This is a genomic window from Mucilaginibacter phenanthrenivorans, from assembly GCF_024721155.1.
Classification (GTDB): Bacteria; Bacteroidota; Bacteroidia; order Sphingobacteriales; family Sphingobacteriaceae; genus Mucilaginibacter; species Mucilaginibacter phenanthrenivorans.
In genome coordinates this window covers 1-21,968 of record NZ_JAHVAP010000018.1, presented here as the reverse complement: position 1 = coordinate 21,968, position 21,968 = coordinate 1, and the positions used below count along the sequence as shown (strand labels likewise).

The following is a 21,968-nucleotide window of genomic DNA, read 5'->3' as shown; positions in this document are numbered from 1 at the left end:
GGGGTGATCGGCCTGGTGTAGAGAAATAAGCTTTTCTAGCTCCTCTCCTTTATAAGGAGAGGCTGGGTGAGGTAAAAACAAGGTTATTGGGGTGCGAAATTGCCTGTTGGAGATTATGCCAATGGCCGGGCTCCCCAAACAAGCATTTTCTTCATCACAAACATTTCATACCCCCTCCCGGCCTCCCCCTAAGCTTAGGGGGAGGGGTGATTTGCATGGTTTAGAAAATGATTCAAAAAGGCTTCCTAGCTCCTCCCCTTTATAAGGGGAGGTAGGGTGGGGTAAAATAAGTTTAGGAGTAGGACCGACTTGTGGGGTGAATAAAAAAATCTGTACATTTAGTTTATCTATATCAAGCACCGCAACCTTTAAGCCCATGAACCCCGTCACTGATCTTTGCCGCCAGCTTAGAAACAACCAAACACCGGCCGAAAAAATATTATGGGATGAAATAAGGAGACGGAATATAGGTGGCGAGAAATTTTTGCGTCAGTTTCCCATATTTATTATCCAGGGCACCGGCAGGAAGGCATTTTACATTGCAGATTTTTATTGCGCCAGGTACAAATTGGTTATTGAAGTTGATGGACCAATCCATTTGTTGAAGAAGGAATATGATAATAACCGTGATATTGTGATGAAGGAATGGGGATTTAATATTTTACGGTTTACAAATGCTGAGGTTGAGAACGAATTAAATAAAGTGATTGAACAACTCGACAAGTACCTTTCTAAGAGTAATAATACAATAGCTTAATTTTCTTCTTACTTTTACCCCAACCAATCAGCTATTAATGAGCAATCCATTTAACCGCCCCATCCGTGTTTTAGTTGCCAAAGTTGGGCTGGACGGGCACGACCGCGGCGCTCGTATTATTGCCACGTCGCTGCGCGATGCCGGGATGGAGGTGATTTACACCGGCCTGCGCCAAACACCCGAAATGGTGGTGAATACTGCTTTGCAGGAGGATGTGGATGCCATAGGTATCTCTATCCTCTCCGGTGCACACATGACGGTTTTCCCGAAGATCATGAACCTGATAAAGGAGAAAAAAATGGATGATGTGCTGGTTACCGGTGGCGGGATAATCCCGCAGGAGGATATGAACGAACTGCAAAAGATTGGCGTTGGCGAGCTGTTTCCTCCCGGAACAAGTACGCAGGATATTGTTAAATACATAACAAATTGGGTGCACCTGCACCGGAATTTTTAAACTGATTTATTATGCCATTCCAGAATTTACTGATAGAAGACAAGGAGCGTATTCGCTACGTAATCATCAACCGCGAAAGTAAACTGAATGCGCTTAACAAGGCTACCCTTGCCGAGTTGCATATTGCCATTACCGAAGCGTTCAGCACTGCAACCGTTGGCGGTATCATTATTACAGGTGCCGGCCCAAAGGCATTTGTTGCCGGGGCAGACATTTCAGAGTTTGCTGATTTGGATATTAAAGAAGGCACTGAGCTGGCCAAACTTGGGCATAACGCAGTTTTCAATTTAATTGAAAATGGCAGCAAACCGGTAGTGGCTGCTGTTAATGGGTTTGCTCTGGGTGGCGGATTGGAACTGGCGATGGCTTGTCATATCCGCATAGCTTCTGATAATGCTAAAATGGGCTTGCCTGAAGTTACCCTGGGTTTGATGCCCGGCTACGGCGGCACACAGCGATTGACCCAATTAGTTGGCAAAGGCAAAGCGTTGGAGATGATCATGACTGCCGATATGATCCCTGCTGCAGAAGCGCTTCAATTGGGCCTGGTTAACCACGTAACCACCCCGGACGAATTGTTAATTAAAGCCGAAGAGATCCTTAACAAAATATTATCGCGCGCGCCGCTTGCCATAGCAGCTGCGATAACTGCAGTAAACGCCGGGCTGAAAGATAGCGTCAACGGATTTGAAACAGAGATAGAAAATTTCGGGAAATGTTTCGGAACTGAAGACTTTAAGGAGGGCGTATCAGCCTTTCTTGAAAAACGAAAACCCGCTTTTAAGGGTCGTTAAGCTAATATTTTTACACAGCCCTGACCAAATGACAAAAAAGGTCAAAATTAATTTGCTGTTAATCAAACGATTGAATAATCGTGACAATAGGATGAAAAATCGTGTTAAAATGTGCTGTTACTTTGTCCCCGTGTTAATCAAAACACAACAATTTAATAACATATATAGTCATGAAAAGTACATTAAAAATTTCAGCTTTAGCTTTAGCCTTTGCCGGTTTAGCATTTGGCGCAAAAGCACAAACTTCTACCACAACTACTTCTACTAAAACCACAACTTCAAACGGAGTAATTTTAAGCATAGGTGTTGACGCAGGTATCCCGACGGGAAAATTATCAGATTCATACAACTGGAACATCGGCGGTTCAGTTCAGGCCGACCTTCCGGTAGCACAAAATTTGTTTGTTACTTTGAATGCAGGATACAACAGCATCCAGGGTAAAAACAACATCGGTGGCACAGGTATTGACGCTCCAAACATTCAGTTACTACCTGTAAAGGCGGGCTTAAAATACTTCGTAGTTCCTAACTTTTATGTTCAGGGCGAAGCAGGTGCCGCGTTTTTACTAAACAAATCTGACCTGGCCGATAACAAATCAGCAGCATTTGTTTACGCACCACAAATTGGTTACCAGTTCCCGCTTGGCGGCAAAAGCTTTATTGATGCAGGTGTGAGGTATGAAGCTTCAACCAAATTCAACAGCGAAGTTAGCGACAGCAAAGTAAACTTTTTCGGTTTACGCGTAGCTTACGCCTTCGGTTTATAATTAAGAAGCAAGAGGTCAACAGTCAGGAATCAAGAACGGAAATATTTTATTTTTCCTGACTCTTTATTCTTGTCATCTTGACTCTCTCTTCCCCCACAAACATCTACTTATAAAAGAGAGGGCCGCAGGCTCTCTTTTTTGTTTGTATAACTTTTTGTCGCCCAAAAACGTATGATGGGATTAAATTTATAAATTAGCGGAGTTACATATTTAATTAACATGTAAATTCCCCTATTATCAGTAAAACGGTATTTGCTTTATGAAGAAAATTCTCATCATTGATGATGAAGTTAATGTTGCGTTACTACTTTCAAAGTTTTTAACGCGTAACGGCTTTGATGTTACTACCGCGTCAACAGGTACCTCGGGTATGGAGTACCTTAAAAACGGGAACTTTAATCTTGTGCTTTGCGATTTCAGGCTGGAGGATACTGATGGCCGCGAAATGCTTAAAAACATTAAAACGCAATATCCTAAAACGGGTGTGATCATCATCACCGGCTACTCTGATATAAAGATGGCCGTTGAGCTGATAAAAATGGGCGCTTATGATTATATCACCAAGCCCCTGTATCCTGATGAAATTTTAAATACCATTACCAAGGCCATTGAAACGCATCACGCCCTGGTTGAAGATAAGGAAACAGAATCTGTTAGCTACGATAAGGTAAGCAGCGCCAGCCGCGAAAGTAAAAAACAGGTTTTCAGCAACGAGTTTGTGATGGGCACCAGCAAGGTGTCAAAGGAGCTGGCCCGGCAAATTGAGCTGGTGGCGCCAACCAATTATAGTGTAATTATTTTAGGCGAAAGCGGTACCGGCAAGGAGTCGGTAGCCAAAAGTATCCATTTAAATAGTCCAAGGTATAACCAGCCATTTATTGCGATGGATTGCGGATCGCTTACCAAGGAACTTGCCGCCAGCGAATTCTTCGGGCATGAAAAAGGATCGTTTACCGGTGCCTTATACACCAAAATTGGCCACTTTGAAATGGCTAATGGCGGCACTTTATTTTTGGATGAGGTTGGTAATTTATCATACGAGATCCAGGCCGCCCTGCTGCGTACCGTGCAGGAACGCAAGGTTAAAAGAATAGGCAGCACCAAGGAGATCAACCTTGATGTGCGCATTATTATAGCCACCAATGAAAACCTGCAGGATGGGATCCAGCGGGGCAAGTTCAGGGAGGACCTTTACCATCGTTTTAACGAATTCAGCATATTTATACCTCCGCTGCGTGAGCGTGGTTCAGATATCATGCTCCTGGCCGATCACTTCTTACGGATCGCCAACCAGGAACTTGGCCGTAACGTTACTTCGTTCTCGCCCGAGGTGATAGACAGCTTTATGACCTACCGCTGGCAGGGAAACATCCGCGAAATGAAAAACGTGGTGCGCCGCGCCACCTTGCTTACCGAGGGCAACGAGATAACCATGAAAGCGCTGCCGCTTGAACTAACCAACTTTAAATTGCCGGTATATGATTATACCCCCGTTGCCGAAATGCAGGAGATAAAGGAGAACAGGCACGATTTAAAGAATGCTGCCCTGGAAGCCGAGTATGAAACCATACTGAAGGTGCTAAGGGAAGTTAACTTCAATAAAACCCGGGCCGCCGAAATATTAAACATTGACCGCAAAACGTTGTATAATAAAATGAAGGCCATTAATATAAAGTGATATGAAGGGATCTGCAAAACTTGAAGAATCGCAAACCGCAGACGTTAACCAACAAGCAATGCGGGCATTAAAGCATGATGTAAAAAATCAGCTTTCAAATATTTTGCTCGCCATTGAGCAGCTGCGCTACGAGATCCCCGAACCAACCGCCGATTGTATTTTTTATCTTGATTCCATCTCCCTGAGCTCTGCACGGATTGATACGCTGTTAAAAGAAGTCGAATAAGTTGTAGTTGTTGTAAACGTTAAAGAGGTAAAAACCTCCCTAAACATTTATAAAATAGTAGGCATGCGCATCGAAACCTTTACAACTCTTACAACAACTACAACATTTCCAACCACTTTATTACTTCCCCTCCAAAACATTTTTCTAACCCTGCGTTTATTAGGTATATTTAGGCCTTATGTCCATTTTTAACTATAAGCAGCGCAACAATATCATATTAACAGCCATAATAATATTGGGCTGTTTTTTGGTATATGCATTAAGCGGCTTATTCAGTTCTATACTCGGGGCCATTGTACTTTTCACCATATTCAGGCCGCTTTATCTTATCCTGGTCGAAAAAAAAGGATGGAATAAAACACTGGTTACCGTAATGATCATTTTTACATCGCTGGTAGTGATCATCCTGCCGCTGATGTCGTTAAGTATCATGGTCGTGGGTAAAATTGGCAGTATTAATAAGGAGTCATTTAACTTGCAGGAATGGGTAACAAAAATTGACGATTACGCCGGCTACAACTTTAACCAGCCGCATCTTGCTGAAAATACGCTCCAGAAACTGGGTGCCTATGCAACAGAGCTGTTCCCCTCAATTTTAGGGAGCGCGGCGCAAATAATCATTACGCTGCTGGTAATGTATTTCCTGCTTTATTTTATGTTCACCCAAATGCGTGAGTTTGAAACCGGGCTGTTAAAATATGCCCCGTTCCGCGAGCAGCATGCCGTAAAATTTGCCGTCGCCCTGCGAAATTCCACCTACTCAAATGTACTGGGACAAGGTATAATTGCGTTAACACAAGGCACACTGCTGGCAAACGGCTTCTGGATCTTTGGCATTCCCGATCCGATATTCTGGGGGGTAATTGGTACGTTTATTTCGTTTTTGCCTGTTGTTGGCGCGCCAACATTAACCATACCAGCCGGCATAATTTTAATAGCTGGGGGGCATAGTGTAAAGGGCATTTTACTGATGGCTTACGGGTTATTATTTATCGGCAATATTGATAACGTGCTGCGGATGATCATCAATAAACGCGTGGGTAACACGCACCCAATTATTTCGATAATCGGTGTTTTTATCGGCATTCCGCTGTTCGGAATTTTAGGATTGGTGTTCGGGCCGCTGTTATTATCATACTTTTTGCTATTATTGGAAATCTATGAAACAAACCGCCTTGCTGCCGACAGGCTGGAAAGGATAAGAACCGGGCCGGATGGATGAGAAAGTTCATAGTTGATGGTCCATAGTTCATAGCCGAAGCGACGGATGCTAAATTTTTACCATGAACTATCATCCATGAACCATGAACTAAATTCTAAGTCGTTATCTTTGCCTGGTAACATTTATCAATATATTTACTCAAAACGAAAACAATTATTCAACTTAAAAATTTATAGTATATGAACGATAACTCAAAAGTATTTGTCGCATTGCTTGTAGGATTAGCGGCAGGAGCAGCATTGGGCGTATTATTTGCACCTGATAAAGGCAACGAAACACGTGATAAGTTAGCTGAATCACTGAAAAATCTTGGCGATTCCATAAAGGAAACAGCCACGGCCGAGATTGAAAACCTGATGAATTTGAAGGATAAGGTTGTTGATAATATTAAATCAAAGATCAGCAGCGCTGAAGCAGAATACCAGGACGATTTGGAACACGCATGAATTTAAGTCCAAAGTCTTAAGTCCGAAGTCGATAGTTTTTTGACTCCGGACTTAAGACTTACGACTCCAGACTAAAAAATATGGAAGCAGAAAAAGATACTCCACCTCCACAACCCATTATTGATCAGCTTAAGGACTACGCCGAAACGCGGATCAAGCTGGCGAAATACCAGGCCATTGAGGGCGGAACTTCAATTGCAGCCAGCCTTATTGCCGATGTGGTAACGGTAATGGCAATGGTGCTGGCTTTCATATTCGCCAGTTTTACACTCGCCTTTTATCTTGGCAGCCTTTTCGGCGCCGACTGGCTGGGTTTTGGCTGCGTGGCAATAATATATTTGATTATCGCCTTGCTTATTAAATTCAACAAATCGGCGCTTGAAAAACCAATTGTTAACGCCTTTATCCAAAAGATCTTTAAAAACTAACACCCAATGGATGTACCTATCAAAAACATAAGCGATTTAAGGGGCGAGATCTACCGGCTTAAGGAACTGGAGCGCGAGCAAAGTGTAGCCATTGGCGACCGTTTCAGAACATTTTCATCTACCATATCAACAATAGGAACGCTGTTTCCAAAATCAATTGCTCCGGATGGCAAAACCAGCAGCTTTTTTGAGCAGGACCTGGTAGGCCTGATCTCCCGCTTCGTGCTGCCGTTTACGCTTAATAAAACCATCTTCCGCAATTCAAACTTCATTATAAAAACCATTGTGGGTCTTGTATCCCAAAAGGCCTCGCATTTTATAACCGAGGACTCAGTTGTTGGAATTTGGGATAAAGTAAAGCACCTTTTCACACCAAAGGAAAAGAAACCTAAGAACCCGGAGAAGAATGCGATCCCGCCTTTGAGCGAGAGTTATTGAGCGTCCAGCAAAATTGTCACTATTATCTTTTGGTTTATTTTTTCCCCCGCGAAGAAATAATATCTTGCGGTTGGCGTTTAAAACACGTTAACCTACTGGCAGTTAAACTTTAAACATATCCAATGCTCATATTGATTGTTTTACCACTTTTTTTGCTGGCTGTTGCTTTTGCTATTTCCTTTTTTATCGCCCGGAAAATTTACCACACGTTGGAAATATCAGGTAATAAATACCCAAAAGTAATTTCTGGTGTCACTTTCCTGGTAAGCTTAATCTTAATTTCTGCCGCGTTCTTGTTCCTGATAGTTTATAATATTCGTATCGAGCGGTAAGGCGTTCCCTGTTTTTTATTTCTCCTTATCAGCCATTCGGCAAATAACAGGTTCGGAACAAAGCCCATCCATGCATCAATCATATAAAGGTGTAACGGATCGATATAAACAAAAGCCAGGATTATAATTTTCCAAAGCCTTAGCGTAACTGCAGAAAGCGTAAGCGCATAACTACGGATCATATACTGCCGGTGAGCTTTTATATTCTTCCTTTTTACTTCGGCAACCGCCTTATAAGTAAACCAAAACCACAGGCAATCCAAAACAACAAATGCAGTTTTAGCAGGCAGCTGCCCGTTGGCGTATATGGCCATTATCATAGCCGCGGGGAAGTTTAAAAACAAAATATCATAAACATATAACTTTCCCACCAATCGGTGCACGGCCCGATACTGTTTCAAAATGTAATTAGAAAATTGAGTAAAGCCTGCCAATAGCGCGAATATAATAGTAAACACATGCGTATAAAAGGCAATCTTCCATTGGATAATATGAACGTAGTCCTGTTTAAATTGCAGAAAGCCGATATTATCCTGCATGGGATAGTAACGTACAATTCCTCGCAGCATTAAAAATGTAGCCACACAAAGTAGCAGGTAGAGGATTATGTTTTTGACGATATGTTTTGCGATTTCCAGGGGCTGCAGGTTGATAGTGCTAAAAGTAGTTAATGCCTGCCAGACTTACGAAGTTTTGAAAACTTCGTAAGTCTTACAACGGAATCGTATATTCGATAAATTTTTATCCGACAGATATGTATAGCTTTTTTCAACACCTGCACTCCGGTTTCAGGTACATCGTATTTATTTTAGTGCTTATTGCCATTGTTCAATCGCTGATTGGATGGTTAAATCAAAAGCCGTATACCGAGTCGCATCGCAAAACAAATTTATTTGCCCTCATCTCGGTGCATACACAATTGCTTATCGGCATCATCCTGTTTTTTATTAGCCCATTGGTGTCTTTCAGCAGTGATACCATGAAGAATGATGTTACCCGCTATTTTACCGTTGAACATTGGGTTGGAATGGTGATTGCCATTACCTTAATAACCATTGGGCACAGCAAATCAAAAAAGATCATTTTACCTGAAAGTAAGCACCGCACCATCGCAATCTTCTATATCATAGCCTTTTTAATAATTATTGCCACCATTTTGGCTGGTCATTTGCCTCTTTTTGGCGGTTAATGATAAAAAAACACAGAAAAAATTTGCTAATTCAATTTTCTTTATAAATTTGTGACCGTTATGATCGAAACTACACATAAGAACAGCTGGTGGCACCAATTAAATTTGGAGCCGGCTAAGTTTTTGATCTGAACGATTAATCAATTATAAACCTAAATAGGAAACCCGGCGACCCTCATTCGCCGGGTTTTTTTGTTTTACAGCGTTTTAAATACGATATGAAGAAATATAAAATAATAACAACGCATAAAAAGCTACTTGCCGATACCACCACGCCGGTAAGCATCTATCTACGTTTGCGGGACGTTTTCCCGAACTCGCTGCTGCTGGAGAGCTCAGACTATCATAGCCGCGAAAACAGCATGAGCTACGTTTGCTGCGAACCCATCAGCGGGTTTGTTTTGAATGATGGCGCATTGAAAATAACCTACCCCGACAACAGCGTAGAAAATTATGCACCGGGCGAATTCGATCTGATAACCAGGATCAATGAATTTATCGGCAGCTTTGATACCACGCCATTCCCGGGCAAAATTATTTCGAACGGGATCTTCGGCTATTTTACCCACGAGGCCGTGGAACACTTTGAAACCATCGTGCTAAAGAAAAGCGATGATACCTCGCGCAAGGTGCCGGTAATGCAGTACCATGTTTACCGCTATATCATCGCCATAGATCACTTTAAGAACGAGCTTTATATTTTCCAGAACCAGCCAGAAGGCGAGCCCGATAATAACGGCCTGGAAAAACTGGCCGACCTGATCCGCAATAAGAATTTCCCTGAATACCGTTTCGAAAGCAAGGACGAGGAACAATCAAACCTCACCAATGAGGAGTTTATGGCTGTGGTTGAGAAAATGAAACAGCACATTTACCGCGGCGACGTTTTCCAGATAGTGCCATCACGTGGTTTTTCAAAGAAGTTTTTGGGCGATGAATTTAACGTGTACCGGGCATTGCGTTCCATCAACCCATCACCTTATTTGTTTTATTTTGATTATGGCGATTTCAGGATCTTCGGCTCATCGCCTGAAGCACAGATCACCGTTAAAAATGAAGTGGCCAACATCTTCCCGATAGCCGGTACCTTTAAACGGAGCGGCGATGATGAGAAGGACGCCGAGATAGCCCGTCAACTTGAAAACGACCCCAAGGAGTCTGCAGAACACGTGATGCTGGTCGACCTTGCCCGTAACGACTTGAGCCGTCACTGCGGCGAGGTAGAGGTTAAGGCATTTAAAGAAGTTCAATATTATTCACACCTGATCCATTTGGTATCGCACGTGAGCGGCAAGCTGCTGCCCGGCGTATCATCATTTAAAGTAGTTGCGGATACTTACCCCGCAGGTACTTTAAGCGGCGCACCAAAATTTCGCGCCATGGAGATCATCGACGAAAATGAAAAAACAAAACGCAGCTTTTACAGCGGCGCGATAGGCTTCCTTGGCTTTAACGGCGATTTTAACCATGCCATCATGATCCGCTCGTTTTTAAGCAAAAACAGCACCCTGCATTACCAGGCTGGTGCCGGTATTGTGGCAGGATCCATAGCAGAAAGTGAATTGAAGGAGGTTGATAATAAAATAGCGGCTTTAAGGAAGGCCATTGAATTGGCGGAGGAACTGTAGGGCCCCCTAGCCCCCTGAAGGGGGAACAGAAGTTTATTTAGCATAATAAAGAGAAATGACAGACAATATAGATATACAAGCTCACTCCCCCTTTAGGGGGCCGGGGGGCATTTTAATAATAGACAATTACGATTCATTCACCTACAACCTGGTGCATTTGGTAAACGAGATTGGCTTGCAATGCGAGGTATGGAGGAATGATAAATTCAGCATTGGTGATGTGGACGCTTATGATCGCATCATCCTGTCGCCTGGGCCCGGCATCCCGAGCGAGGCCGGTTTGCTGCTTGAGGTAATTGAAAAGTATGCCCCTACAAAAAGCATCTTCGGCGTATGTTTGGGCCAGCAGGCCATTGCCGAGGTTTTTGGCGGAAGTTTGTATAACCTAAGCCAGCCGATGCATGGTATTGCCACGCCAATAAAAGTAACAGACAAGGACGAACGCCTTTTCGCAGGATTGCCGGAAACGTTTAAGGTGGGCCGCTATCACTCATGGGTAGTGGATGGAAAATCATTGCCTTCCTCGTTAAAAGTTACTGCGATTGATGAAGCCGATAACTCGTTAATGGCATTGAGTCATAAAGAGTATGATGTACGCGGCGTACAGTTCCACCCTGAATCGATACTAACAGAATTTGGGAAGGAAATGATGAAAAACTGGCTAAGCTAAGCCCCCGGCCCCCTAAAGGGGGAGAAATGGTGGCGAATATATGATAGCGTGTAAAAATAATTAATAAATAACCGCTTCCTCCCCTTTAGGGGTTGGGGGCTTAAATCCCCCTTTAGGGGTTAGGGGCATGAACATTTTAGATAAAATAGTAATCAACAAAAGGAAGGAAGTACAGCGTGCTAAAAGCCGCACTTCTTATACACAACTGGAAGAATCTGAACTTTTTCACAGGGAATGTTATTCCTTTAAGGATTTTTTGCTGGCGCCCGGTCGTACCGGCATTATCGCCGAATTTAAGCGCAGATCGCCGTCAAAGGGGATCATTAACGATAAAGTTAGCGTTAAGGCTGTCACCAATGGCTATTCCGCAGCCGGGGCTTCGGCCCTGTCGGTTTTAACCGACCGCAATTTTTTTATGGGCAAAAAGGCCGACCTTGTTGCCGCCCGCCAGGCCAACACCATCCCGATTTTGCGTAAGGATTTCATGATTGATGAGTACCAGGTGATAGAGGCAAAATCATTGGGCGCCGATATTATCCTGCTGATCGCAGCCATCCTTACGCCAACTGAAATTGATACCCTGGCCTCGCTGGCAAAAAGTCTCGGTTTAAATGTACTGCTGGAGGTGCATGATTTAGAAGAGCTGGAACGCAGCATCAACCCCAATCTTGATGCCATCGGCGTAAACAACCGCAACCTGGCCGATTTCACCGTGTCGGTGGAAACATCCTATAAATTGGCACCGCACATTCCGGCGGAATTTTTAAAGATCTCGGAAAGCGCCATCAGCAATCCTGAAACCATCAAACAATTAAAAGCTGCCGGGTTTAATGGCTTTTTAATTGGTGAGAATTTCATGAAGCAGGAAGATCCCGGGGCAGCGATGATGGAATTCGTGACCGGGATTAACGGATTTTAGCGATTTCCCGAATCGTAATATTGTCGGGCGGATTTATTAACCCCGTAATCCCAGTTTTGGGATGCGGGTGCCCGTCCGCAGAACAGCGCGACTGCATCATTCACCATGCCTTAGAAATCCGTTTAATCTTTTAATCCCGGTCCGTTAATCCCGGTTCTCTTTTTTAAATAACAAATGCCTTATTCGCCCCGAGTTAACCTCAAACCCGGTTATTTGATTTTTGGCATTTCTGAGAATTAGTAAATTATCCATCCACCAAAAACCATCGGTTAAGTGATTATCCCCGTACAAAGTGAGCGGGGTATCATTGTATTTGTTATTGGTGAGGATTAAATGATGATCCTTTAACACAATCCGGTAGTTGCAATCCAATTCCGGGCAATAGTAGGTGCCGGTATAGGTGCGCAATACCTCGTCCGTTTGTTTTGCATCAGCATTATATTTTACCAGCCGGCGATTGTTATAGGGATCGTATTCGTTCACTATTATTTCCTTAGAGGTTTTCGCCGTAAAAACAATCTTCATCACAGGCCAGTAAAGCATCACAAGTGTGTCCTTTATTCCCTTAACTAACTGGCTGCTTTTTCCACTCTCTTGCAGATAAAGCTTTTTGTTTTTCAGCGTGAAGCCATACCGGGTGCCATCATCTGCAATATAACTTCCCATAAACTTTTTGATAGCCAAAGTATCGTTAAAAATGGCACTGGCGCTATCGGCAACTGCGGGCTTGGGCGTAGCACTTTTGGGTGAACGATCTTTAATAAAAAGGGCGCTCAATTGATTGGCCTTGCCAAACGGATTGGTATCGCCCAGGTTACTGAAAATAATAAACCCCATTTTCAGCTCAGGAAAAACGCTAACCATGGTGCGGTAACCGGCATCGGCGCCGTTATGCGAATACATTTTATACCCTTTGTAATCATCCACCGAAATGCCCAGCGCATAGTCAATATCTTTGCCGTTATTCAGTTTGCCATGTTGTGTTAGTTGTTCAATATCCTTCTGATCGCCAACCTTTTGGTTATAAAAATTCGTCACCCATTTGCTCATGTCATCAACATTGGTAAAAAGGCTGGTAGCGCCCACAACCGAATAGCTGAGTGTGCTGTTTGCAAAATGTTTGGCGTCTTTACGATCATACGAATAAGAGCGGTTGGGCACTATTTCGGTATAATCATCATGAAAGTGGGTGTTTTTCATCCCCAGCGGTTTAAAAATGGCTGAGTCGGTAAATTGTCGCAGGCTTTTACCGCTAACCGCGCGTACAATTTCGCCCAGCAAAGTAAACCCGCTGTTCGAATAGCTGTATTCGTCGTTTGGCTTAAAGTTGAGGGCCTGCTGTTTGCCCAGGATCTTTATAATTTGATCCCTTGTAATTACATCATCTAGCCGGGTCCCTGCAATGGCAAGTAATTGCCACTGATCGCGGATACCGCTGGTATGGTTCAAAAGGTTCCTTATTGTAATTTTTACTTTCAGATCCGGAAACCATGGCAGGTATTTTCGAATATCATCATCCAGGTTCAGTTTTCCCTGACGGGCCAGCAGCACAATTGAAAAAGCAGTAAACTGCTTGGAAACCGAAGCCATGTGAAAAATAGTTTCGGGTGTAATGGGGATGTTGTACTCCAGGTTGGCCATCCCATATCCCTTCGCAAAAATAAGCGAATCGTTCCGTACAATACCTACCACAAACCCGGGGCTCCCGGGGCTATCCCACCATTTAAATAAGGCATCTATTTTTTGGGTAGTAGAATCAGGCTGGCTTTGTGCAGCAGCGCTGGTTATACCAAAAACTACTATTAAGCAGAACAGCAGGCGTTTTTTTTGAATACTCATGATGTGTTTTGTCAGGCAGGTTATTAGGGAATTAAAATCAGAATAAATATATAAATGAATTTGTAAGAATAAGGCGTTTCTTTTTTTGTCGATAGCGTTTTTAGTGACATGTAGTTCCTCCTTATTAACTTCGAACCATCCGCACATTTACATACTCGCACATCCGCACATCATCCCCACATCATTTGTCAATCCACCCTAAATTCACTATTTTCACGGGATCACATACATTCCTGTAAAACATGAAAAAAACACTTACACTGGCTTTCATAGCAATAACCGCAGCGGCTACCGCCCAGCAGAAAACCATCAGTGGCTTTACGCCGGCATCATCGACTAAGGAATTACAAACCGAACAAGCTTTTGACGCCTCTTTAAGCGCGCCAAGAATTGGGGAAACGATAAAGGAGCTGGCTGCAATTCCGCACAATGTAGGCTCGCCGGGAAGCAAAATAGTTGCCGAAAAAATTCTGCAGAAATATAAAAGCTACGGACTTGATGCACATATTGAAACCTATACCGTATTGTTCCCAACCCCAAAAACAAGGGTGCTGGAACTAACCGGCCCAACAAAATATACCGCTTTATTAAAGGAACCGGCTTTGGCGGAGGATGCAACTTCGGGCCAGGCCAACCAATTGCCAACTTATAATGCATGGAGCGCTGATGGCGATGTGAGTGCGCCGCTGGTGTTTGTAAATTATGGGCTACCCGATGATTACGAAACACTGGCAAAACTGGGTATTGACGTAAAGGGCAAAATTGTGATCGCTAAATACGGCCGCTCATGGCGCGGGATAAAACCAAAAGTTGCCTACGAACACGGGGCTGTTGGCTGTATTATTTACTCTGACCCTAAGGACGATGGCTACACCGCCGGAGATGTATACCCTAAAGGCGCGTATAAGAATGAATACGGCGTTCAGCGCGGCTCGGTGATGGATATGGTGATCTACCCCGGCGACCCCCTTACACCCGGCGTTGGCGCCACTAAGGACGCGAAGCGCCTGGACAGGAAGGACGCTGTTACCATATTGAAGATCCCGGTTTTGCCAATCAGTTATCACGATGCACAACCGTTCCTGGCGGCCCTGGATGGTACTGTTGCCCCGCGCGACTGGCAGGGCGGCCTGCCCATTACCTACCATATAGGGGCGGGCAAGGCAATGGTGCATTTAAAAATGGAATTTAACTGGGACTTGGTTCCGGCTTATGATGTGATAGCAAAAATAAAGGGCTCGCAATGGCCTGATGAATGGGTGATGCGCGGTAACCACCATGATGGCTGGGTAAACGGTGCGGGCGACCCTATCAGCGGGCAGTCAGCCATGCTGGATGAGGCCAAGGCTTTGGGTGATCTGCTTAAGTCGGGCTGGAAGCCAAAACGAAGCATCGTTTACTGTTCATGGGACGGTGAGGAACCAGGGCTGCTGGGCTCTACCGAATTTGCAGAGGGGCATGATAAGGAATTGCAGGAAAAGGCTGTTATCTATATCAATTCGGATGGGAATGGCCGCGGCTTTTTAGGCGCAGGTGGCTCACAGGCGCTGGAACCGTTTATGGACGAGATCACCCAAAATGTAATTGACCCGCAAACCAGTGTAAGTGTGTATGACCGTAAGAAGGCGCATGACGTGGTAAGCGCTTCATCGGCAAAAGATAAAAAGGAGATCCTGGACCGCAAGGGTGGCCGCCTGGAATCACTGGGTTCGGGATCCGACTACTCTTCGTTTTTACAACACTTAGGCATTCCAACTTTGGACCTTGGTTTTGGCGGCGAGGATGGCGGCGGCGAGTACCATTCCATTTATGATTCGTTTGATGATTACCGCAGGTTTAAGGATTCATCATTTAAGTATGGCGTGGCATTATCGCAAACTGCCGGGCATGCCGTTTTACGCATGGCCGATGCCGAACTGCTGCCGTTCGACTTCCGCAACCTGCAAACTACCATTAATAAATACGTTACCGAACTAAACGAGCTGCTCGACAAGATGCGTGAAAATACTGACATGGAAAATCAGCTGATAAAAGGCAATGCGTTCGCGTTAGCAAATGATCCTACAAAAAATGAAAAACTACCCGTAGCAAAGGATACCGTACCAAAGCTTGATTTTGCCGCTTTAAAAACCGCGGTTGATACCCTTAAAAAAGTTGCCGATAAGCTGGCCGTAACATGGTCCACAGCATCGCAATCAACCGCCAATAATGATAAGCTGAACAAATTATTGTACCACGCCGAACAACAATTATTATCTGATGGCTTGCCACGCCGCCCATGGTACAGGCATACCATATATGCACCCGGCTTTTATACCGGTTACGGTGTAAAAACCCTCCCCGGCATCCGCGAGGCCATTGAACAACGCAACTGGAAAGAAGCGCAGGACCAAATTGGTGTAGTGGCCAAAAGCGTAAATAATTTGGCGATGTATTTGAGCGCAGGGAGTCCGCAGTAGATTTTGACCTCACCTCAATTGCGCAGCACTCATGAAAAATAATCCTCTCCTTTGGAGGGGATTTTAACTTTGCGCTTGATGAGATTTTTATCAGGCCGCGCGTATCCCCGCTTTTGATTGCTTGACCATCCACGTTTCATGCTCCGTTAGGAGCAAAATATCGGTAGAAAAAACAGGAAAGCGATTTGCGCTCCGGAGGTGCGTAACCGATTAGATTGGACTGTGCTGGTGTAAAAATATTTGGCCCATAGGGTCTACCGCTTTGTAGAAATGTTTATAAGAAAATATTTTTCGCCTCGTAGAGGCTACCCTTTGCAGCCGTTCAACAGGCGGACCAGGGTTACATTGAAATTTATCGACGAATGAACATTTCATGAATTTCTTATCCGCAATATATTGTGTAGAAGGGTAGCCTCTACGAGGCAAAGGGACGTGGTATGTTTTTTCTACAAAGAGGTAGACCCTACGGGTCATTACTTTTAACGTTTAATAAAGAGTATGCCAATAAGGTGCTGCCAAAGTATACTGCTATTTAAGCTTCAAATCTTCCAGCCTGCTTTCTTCCAACACCGATCGTTCGCTTTTTTTACCCTTGCCATATTCCCATTTTATGAGCCGGATGCAGCCTTCGGCTATTTCAATGCCGGTTATGTCGCCGTCGTCAAAACAGCAGCAGCCGCTGTTGAAGTAGGTGTCCAGGTATCCCTTAAAATCGGGAGGGCGCGATGCCTTAAGGTGAAGCTTATCTATTTTGTTTTGAATTGTGGCGGCTTCGTCGTTCCGGTTACCCGCCTTAGCCTGCCTTAAACCCTCATATAATAGTTCAAGCTGGGTTAACGACCGGAATACGGGCTGATGGGTATGCCCGGTTATTAACAGGGTATCCTTCCGTTTCGAGCTCCATTCATACATCATCCGGTTATGGTCGGTTTTTAGCTGATCGTTATTGGCCGGTGTATTGGGGTTTATCCGCAGGTATGCCTGGAACGGCCCCCAGATATCTGACACAAACCACTTGCTGAACCAGTTGCCATCGCTTTGCAGATCGCCCTGGTGACCGTGGGTCATGTAAATTTCAAGCGGCTTTTTATTAGCGGTATTAACTTCGAGTATTACGCCCTCGTGGATATCAACCGGTTGCCCGTAGATACTTTGCAGGTTTACCGCAGCCAGCGGATCATTATCCCAATAAAGGTCGTGGTTACCAAAGATCTTGATGAATGACTTACGGGCTATAAATTTCTTCTCGCTTTCAAATGTGGCCTTATTGTGCCGCTTCACCGTAACAAAAAGGTTTTCCCAAAGCTCTTCGCTATCGCCCAGGTTGATATAAAAAAAATGCTCCTTATTGTAGTAGTCGAGCGCGGCCAGGTAATTTTTATCGGCCTTTGCAAAAACGTCGGCACCATCCCGCGCGCCCTTATGCTGATCGGAGAGGATAATAAATTTGTCAATTTGCGAATCAACGGGCAGCAGCAGGCCTTTTTTAACGTTCCTGCTCTTAATCTCTTCATATAACCCGCTTAGTGCTTTGTCAACCCTTCTTTTGTCGGGCCGGGATGATACCCGGTTTGCAAATTGCACTACCGGCCTGGTTAAAAGGTTTTGTAAAAATTTACGCATCAGTGGGTTAACATGAATTTTGGCGTTTTGTTTAGTTTTCGCATGGATCTCCAAGGGGGATTTAACAGCGTTTTGGGTCGAAATTCATAACAAAAAATTCTAAATTATCACCCCGTTAAATAACGGTATTTACTGCGTTAAATAACGGTAAAAAAACAGTTAATTAACTCCCAGTATTCTCACCCGCAACAACTATCTTCACGCCCTAATAACTAACCCTTTAATCAATTTAACCATGTCAGCAGTCATCGACAAAACATTAGCGAAAAATTTAATCAGCAGCTACCAAACGCAGAATTCAGCAACCGGCGGCCCTGCCCTGGTAACGCCCGACGGCCACTTCCTGAATGGCTTTTTCATCAGCCGCAGGTGTTTGGACGCTATTTTAAGCGACACTAATAATATTGGGGTGAGCGTACATTTTGCGAAACACCCGGATCATCAAACTGCTACTGAAAATATATTCACACTGGTGCTTACCGGGGCATCACCCAATCCTGATTATAACGAGGAGAACGGCGCGGCCCCGTATCTTGGTAAATATGAAGCATGGGATCAATTAACCCCATGCCCTCCCTATTGTACTGATTTAATATAAACTTATGGAAAAGGCATTTTACGTATATATATTCCTATTGCTGCTAATTTCAATCGCCGGGATTACCCGTTATAAGAAGCTTACCCGGGCATTTCAGCTCCTGGTTATTCTTATGGTATCCACTTTAATAAGCGAAACGATAAAAAAAATAGTTGGTAAAATATATCACAATAGCATGCCGCTAGCGCATATATGGGCCGTTATTGAATTCTGCTTTTTCTCATACATTTATTATAACTTAATAGAGAATGCCCGGTTAAAAAAAATAATATTGCTGCTTATGCCCGCAATGTTGGTTTTGGAAATAATAAATTTAGCTGTATTTGAAAGTTTGATGCAATTTCCATCGGCAATCCTAAATATATCCCAAATTGTCTACGTAATTTATTCATTGTTTTTATTCAGTCAAATGCTGTTGAACCCGTCTGAACTTAGCTTGTTTAAGCAGAGTTTGTTTTGGTTTAACCTGAATATATTATTTTACGGAACAACCATGTTCCTGAATTACGCACTAACCAGTTATTTTATCCAGAATAAATTAGATTTAGGTATAATGGTAGGATTTAGTTTTGCTGTAAATTATATTTTTTATATTGTAATAGGGATATCGATATTTATTAATAATAAGCAGGTACGCGCCGTTGATTTTAATTATGGTTAAAAGTCCAAGTACGGATGAACTTTATGTGGTTTTGTTTTCGGCTACAGCATTTTTTGTGTTCCTGGTTGGCTTTATCGTTTACTTTATTGTACTATACCAAAAACGGCAGATAAAAAACAAACTGGAGCGCGACGCCCTGGAGGCCAACTTTCGCCAGGAGTTTTTAAAGTCCCGGCTGGAGATCCAGGAGGAAACGTTTGCCTATGTAAGTCGTGAGCTTCATGATAATATTAACCAGGTGTTATCATTTGTGAAGCTTAATATGGCGATGATAAGCACTGCAGATGCCGGTCAACAGACAAAGATCAACGAGAACAGGGATTTGATCGCGCAGGTAATAACCGATCTGCGCGATCTTTCAAAAAGCCTCAGCTTTGAACATATTACCAAACAGGGACTAGTTAAAACTATTGAAAACGAAGTAAAAAAATTAAATAAAAGCGGGCTGATCAATGCCGAGCTGATTGTTAGTGGCGAGAGCATTCCCCTCGGCGAACAACGGGAGCTGGTTTTGTTCCGCATTTTCCAGGAGGCTGTTAACAACACCATTAAACATTCAGGGGCAGCGCAATTGAAAATCAGTTTGTATTATATTCCTGAAATGTTTAATTTAACACTCGAAGATGACGGGGACGGCTTTTCAGTTAACTCGCTTGACCATAGCAAGGGTTCGGGACTGACGAATATTGAAAACAGAGCGACAGCCATAGGCGCCTCGGCAGAAATAAACAGCTCGCCCGGCGCCGGATGCCACGTTAAAGTTACCCTAAACCTTTTACAACAAATACCCTATATTAATGGAACACATCCAGATCGCGTTAGTTGATGATCACCGCCTTTTTAGAAGCGGAATTACATCATTAATTAATAATTTTAAAGGATTTAACATACTTTTTGAAGCCAGTAACGGTGAGGAAATGATCCGCAAGATCTCCGCAAGATTAAAGCCCGATATTGTTTTACTCGATATTCACATGCCCGTAATGGACGGCGCAGCTACCGCACTATGGCTCAAGGAAAACTACCCGGAGATCCGCATTGTTGTTTTATCGATGCTGGAGGACCCGGATAAGGTGCTCACCATGCTCAAATTTGGCGCAAAGGGCTACCTGCTTAAGGATTCGGAGCCGTTTGAATTTGAGCAGGCCCTGCAAAAGGTTTCGGTAGGTGAGGTTTACTATCCGGAGTTCGTTACTCGGCTTTTGATCAACTCGTTTAACCAGGCCCACAACCAGATAACGTTGCAGCTTCGCGAACTAGAGTTTTTGAAGCTGGCGGCATCAGAGCTTACCTATAAGGAAATTGCCACACAAATGTGCATCAGCATCCGCACCGTCGACGGTTACCGCGATCATTTGTTTGAAAAGCTGGGCGTTAAAAGCAGGATTGGGCTGGTATTGTACGCCATAAAAAACAAGCTGATAGAATTGTGATTTGCTAAAATAATTAGCAAATTTGTCTTCATGGGATATGAGGATAACGATGAGTTTTTTAAGGGCCGCGGCGCACAGGTAAACACACACAACAAGTTTTTAAAGAACAAGTATGTGCTGGAACACATAGAGGGGCTGGATGAACCCTTGCTTGAAAACAGCGCCACCCAGCTTTTTGAGGAAACCCCAAAGAAGATAGTAAGCGAATCGAACAGCCCGGACCTGAGCCACATGTATTCCATAAACCCATACCAGGGTTGTGAGCATGGCTGCATTTATTGCTACGCGCGGAATACGCACGAATATTTTGGCTTTAGCGCCGGCCTCGATTTTGAGCGCAAGATCATTGTAAAGCGCAATGCAGCCGAGCTTTTGGAGCAGTATTTCAATAAAAAGAATTACAAACCGGTTTGCATCCTGCTCTCCGGCAATACCGATTGCTATCAGCCCATTGAGCGCCGGCTGAAAATTACGCGGTCGCTTTTACAGTTGTTTTTAAAATACCGGAACCCGGTTAGCATCATCACCAAAAACAACGTGATCCTGCGCGACCTGGATATCCTGACCGAACTTGCTTCAATGAACCTGGTTCATGTTAACGTTTCCATCACGTCGCTCAATGAGCAGTTGCGCCAAAAACTGGAACCACGCACGGTAACGGCAACCGGCAGGCTGGCGGTGATCCAAAAGTTGACCGAAAAGGGGATTCCATGCCGGGTAATGGCGGCACCGATAATTCCCGGTTTAAACAGCAACGAAGTGCCGGCAATTATAAAGGCAGCAGCAGATCGAGGCGCGCTGTCAGCAGGATTTACCATTGTTCGCCTCAATGGCAGCATTAGCGAAATTTTTACGGATTGGATTAACAAGGCTTTTCCCGACAGGGCCGAAAAGGTTTTGAACATGATCAAATCCTGTCACGACGGTAATTTGAACGACAGTAATTTCGGCAGGAGAATGAGCGGCGAGGGAAAGATTGCGGAATCCATTCACCAGATGTTTAAAATGGCAACCACGCGTTTTTTAGCTGACCGTGAAATGCCGGAGTTTGATTATACCTTGTTTATGCCGAAGGGAGGGAGGCAGACGAAGTTGTTTTGAGTGAGTGGTTGATTGGGTGAGCATTCGCAACGGGTTAAAACCCGTTGTTACAAAATGTGTCGAGCCGATGGCTCTAGAGGTTTGTGAGGGCAGTGTTTTTTTAGAAAAGAATATTCAGAGGCAGCGCCTCGGCCAATATAATAGCAACGGATTTTAATCCGTTAAACAACAGAAACAAAACAACGCAGATGTAAACGCAGGGTTGCGTACCGACGGCCAATGTCATTAAGTTAAGGGCCTAATACGCTGGTTTAAAGTTAGAAAAGGTTCGATATTTGCTTTTAGATTGTTTATTTTTCGTGA

General features: G+C 44.0%; 23 protein-coding genes. 20 read left to right on the top strand and 3 right to left on the bottom strand.

What is annotated here, in order from left to right; all coding sequences use genetic code 11:
• The first annotated feature begins 376 nt into the window (after nucleotides 1-376).
• The 10 genes from KXD93_RS28080 (at nucleotide 377) to KXD93_RS28035 (ending at nucleotide 7,213) form a co-directional block, all read left to right on the top strand.
• Nucleotides 377-757, top strand: coding sequence for an endonuclease domain-containing protein (locus KXD93_RS28080; protein WP_258140886.1), 381 nt, complete (start codon nucleotides 377-379; stop codon nucleotides 755-757).
• Nucleotides 758-794: 37 nt separating this feature from the next.
• Nucleotides 795-1,214: a cobalamin B12-binding domain-containing protein gene (locus tag KXD93_RS28075; RefSeq protein ID WP_258140885.1), complete on the top strand. Its 420-nt coding sequence runs from the start codon at nucleotides 795-797 to the stop codon at nucleotides 1,212-1,214.
• An 11-nt stretch (nucleotides 1,215-1,225) separates the two neighbouring features.
• Nucleotides 1,226-2,008: an enoyl-CoA hydratase-related protein gene (locus tag KXD93_RS28070; protein WP_258140884.1), complete on the top strand. Its 783-nt coding sequence runs from the start codon at nucleotides 1,226-1,228 to the stop codon at nucleotides 2,006-2,008.
• A 170-nt stretch (nucleotides 2,009-2,178) separates the two neighbouring features.
• Entirely contained in the window at nucleotides 2,179-2,775 is a 597-nt protein-coding gene (locus KXD93_RS28065; protein WP_258140883.1) for an outer membrane beta-barrel protein, read from the top strand.
• Between the two features lie 259 nt (nucleotides 2,776-3,034).
• Complete coding sequence (locus KXD93_RS28060) at nucleotides 3,035-4,453, top strand: sigma-54-dependent transcriptional regulator (RefSeq protein ID WP_258140882.1); 1,419 nt, start codon at nucleotides 3,035-3,037, stop codon at nucleotides 4,451-4,453.
• Nucleotide 4,454: 1 nt separating this feature from the next.
• Nucleotides 4,455-4,679, top strand: a complete 225-nt coding sequence (locus KXD93_RS28055; protein ID WP_258140881.1) for a hypothetical protein — start codon at nucleotides 4,455-4,457, stop codon at nucleotides 4,677-4,679.
• Between the two features lie 178 nt (nucleotides 4,680-4,857).
• Entirely contained in the window at nucleotides 4,858-5,901 is a 1,044-nt protein-coding gene (locus KXD93_RS28050) for an AI-2E family transporter (RefSeq protein ID WP_258140880.1), read from the top strand.
• Nucleotides 5,902-6,080: 179 nt separating this feature from the next.
• Nucleotides 6,081-6,347, top strand: a complete 267-nt coding sequence (locus KXD93_RS28045; RefSeq protein ID WP_258140879.1) for a YtxH domain-containing protein — start codon at nucleotides 6,081-6,083, stop codon at nucleotides 6,345-6,347.
• Between the two features lie 80 nt (nucleotides 6,348-6,427).
• Nucleotides 6,428-6,775: a phage holin family protein gene (locus KXD93_RS28040; protein WP_258140878.1), complete on the top strand. Its 348-nt coding sequence runs from the start codon at nucleotides 6,428-6,430 to the stop codon at nucleotides 6,773-6,775.
• Between the two features lie 6 nt (nucleotides 6,776-6,781).
• A complete protein-coding gene (locus KXD93_RS28035; RefSeq protein ID WP_258140877.1) occupies nucleotides 6,782-7,213 on the top strand; it encodes a hypothetical protein in 432 nt (143 codons plus the stop codon).
• Between the two features lie 307 nt (nucleotides 7,214-7,520).
• Here the strand turns inward: KXD93_RS28035 and KXD93_RS28030 are convergent, their stop codons facing one another.
• Nucleotides 7,521-8,084 (bottom strand): DUF2306 domain-containing protein, encoded by a 564-nt coding sequence (locus tag KXD93_RS28030; protein WP_258140876.1) that lies wholly within the window; start codon nucleotides 8,082-8,084, stop codon nucleotides 7,521-7,523.
• Nucleotides 8,085-8,299: 215 nt separating this feature from the next.
• Here KXD93_RS28030 and KXD93_RS28025 point away from each other — a divergent pair, with 215 nt between their 5' ends.
• The 4 genes from KXD93_RS28025 (at nucleotide 8,300) to trpC (ending at nucleotide 11,951) form a co-directional block, all read left to right on the top strand.
• Nucleotides 8,300-8,734: a cytochrome B gene (locus tag KXD93_RS28025; protein WP_258140875.1), complete on the top strand. Its 435-nt coding sequence runs from the start codon at nucleotides 8,300-8,302 to the stop codon at nucleotides 8,732-8,734.
• Nucleotides 8,735-8,952: 218 nt separating this feature from the next.
• Nucleotides 8,953-10,362, top strand: coding sequence for an anthranilate synthase component I family protein (locus tag KXD93_RS28020; RefSeq protein WP_258140874.1), 1,410 nt, complete (start codon nucleotides 8,953-8,955; stop codon nucleotides 10,360-10,362).
• Nucleotides 10,363-10,417: 55 nt separating this feature from the next.
• The gene (locus tag KXD93_RS28015; protein WP_258140873.1) at nucleotides 10,418-11,032 is read left to right on the top strand and encodes an anthranilate synthase component II; all 615 of its coding nucleotides are present in this window, start codon (nucleotides 10,418-10,420) and stop codon (nucleotides 11,030-11,032) included.
• A 127-nt stretch (nucleotides 11,033-11,159) separates the two neighbouring features.
• Nucleotides 11,160-11,951, top strand: coding sequence for an indole-3-glycerol phosphate synthase TrpC (gene trpC / locus KXD93_RS28010; RefSeq protein WP_258140872.1), 792 nt, complete (start codon nucleotides 11,160-11,162; stop codon nucleotides 11,949-11,951).
• A gap of 144 nt (nucleotides 11,952-12,095) precedes the next feature.
• Here trpC and KXD93_RS28005 read toward each other — a convergent pair whose 3' ends face one another.
• Entirely contained in the window at nucleotides 12,096-13,790 is a 1,695-nt protein-coding gene (locus KXD93_RS28005) for a serine hydrolase domain-containing protein (RefSeq protein WP_258140871.1), read from the bottom strand.
• Between the two features lie 242 nt (nucleotides 13,791-14,032).
• Between KXD93_RS28005 and KXD93_RS28000 the strand changes: the two genes are divergently transcribed.
• Entirely contained in the window at nucleotides 14,033-16,249 is a 2,217-nt protein-coding gene (locus KXD93_RS28000; protein WP_258140870.1) for a transferrin receptor-like dimerization domain-containing protein, read from the top strand.
• 528 nt (nucleotides 16,250-16,777) lie between these two features.
• Here KXD93_RS28000 and KXD93_RS27995 read toward each other — a convergent pair.
• Nucleotides 16,778-17,872, bottom strand: a complete 1,095-nt coding sequence (locus tag KXD93_RS27995; protein WP_258140869.1) for a metallophosphoesterase — start codon at nucleotides 17,870-17,872, stop codon at nucleotides 16,778-16,780.
• Nucleotides 17,873-18,107: 235 nt separating this feature from the next.
• On the opposite strand from KXD93_RS27995, the gene KXD93_RS27990 reads away from it, so the two are divergent.
• From KXD93_RS27990 to KXD93_RS27970, 5 genes are read left to right on the top strand one after another with little or no spacing between them, the layout of a single operon-like run.
• Nucleotides 18,108-18,470, top strand: coding sequence for a hypothetical protein (locus KXD93_RS27990; protein ID WP_258140868.1), 363 nt, complete (start codon nucleotides 18,108-18,110; stop codon nucleotides 18,468-18,470).
• Nucleotides 18,471-18,474: 4 nt separating this feature from the next.
• Nucleotides 18,475-19,131, top strand: coding sequence for a hypothetical protein (locus KXD93_RS27985; protein WP_258140867.1), 657 nt, complete (start codon nucleotides 18,475-18,477; stop codon nucleotides 19,129-19,131).
• On the top strand, nucleotides 19,124-19,957 hold the full coding sequence (locus tag KXD93_RS27980) for a sensor histidine kinase (protein WP_258140866.1): 834 nt from the start codon (nucleotides 19,124-19,126) through the stop codon (nucleotides 19,955-19,957). The genes KXD93_RS27985 and KXD93_RS27980 overlap by 8 nt, the downstream gene beginning before the upstream one ends.
• Nucleotides 19,929-20,564 (top strand): response regulator, encoded by a 636-nt coding sequence (locus KXD93_RS27975; protein WP_258140865.1) that lies wholly within the window; start codon nucleotides 19,929-19,931, stop codon nucleotides 20,562-20,564. The genes KXD93_RS27980 and KXD93_RS27975 overlap by 29 nt, the downstream gene beginning before the upstream one ends.
• A 30-nt stretch (nucleotides 20,565-20,594) precedes the next feature.
• Nucleotides 20,595-21,665: a PA0069 family radical SAM protein gene (locus tag KXD93_RS27970; RefSeq protein WP_258140864.1), complete on the top strand. Its 1,071-nt coding sequence runs from the start codon at nucleotides 20,595-20,597 to the stop codon at nucleotides 21,663-21,665.
• The last annotated feature ends 303 nt before the right edge of the window (nucleotides 21,666-21,968 follow it).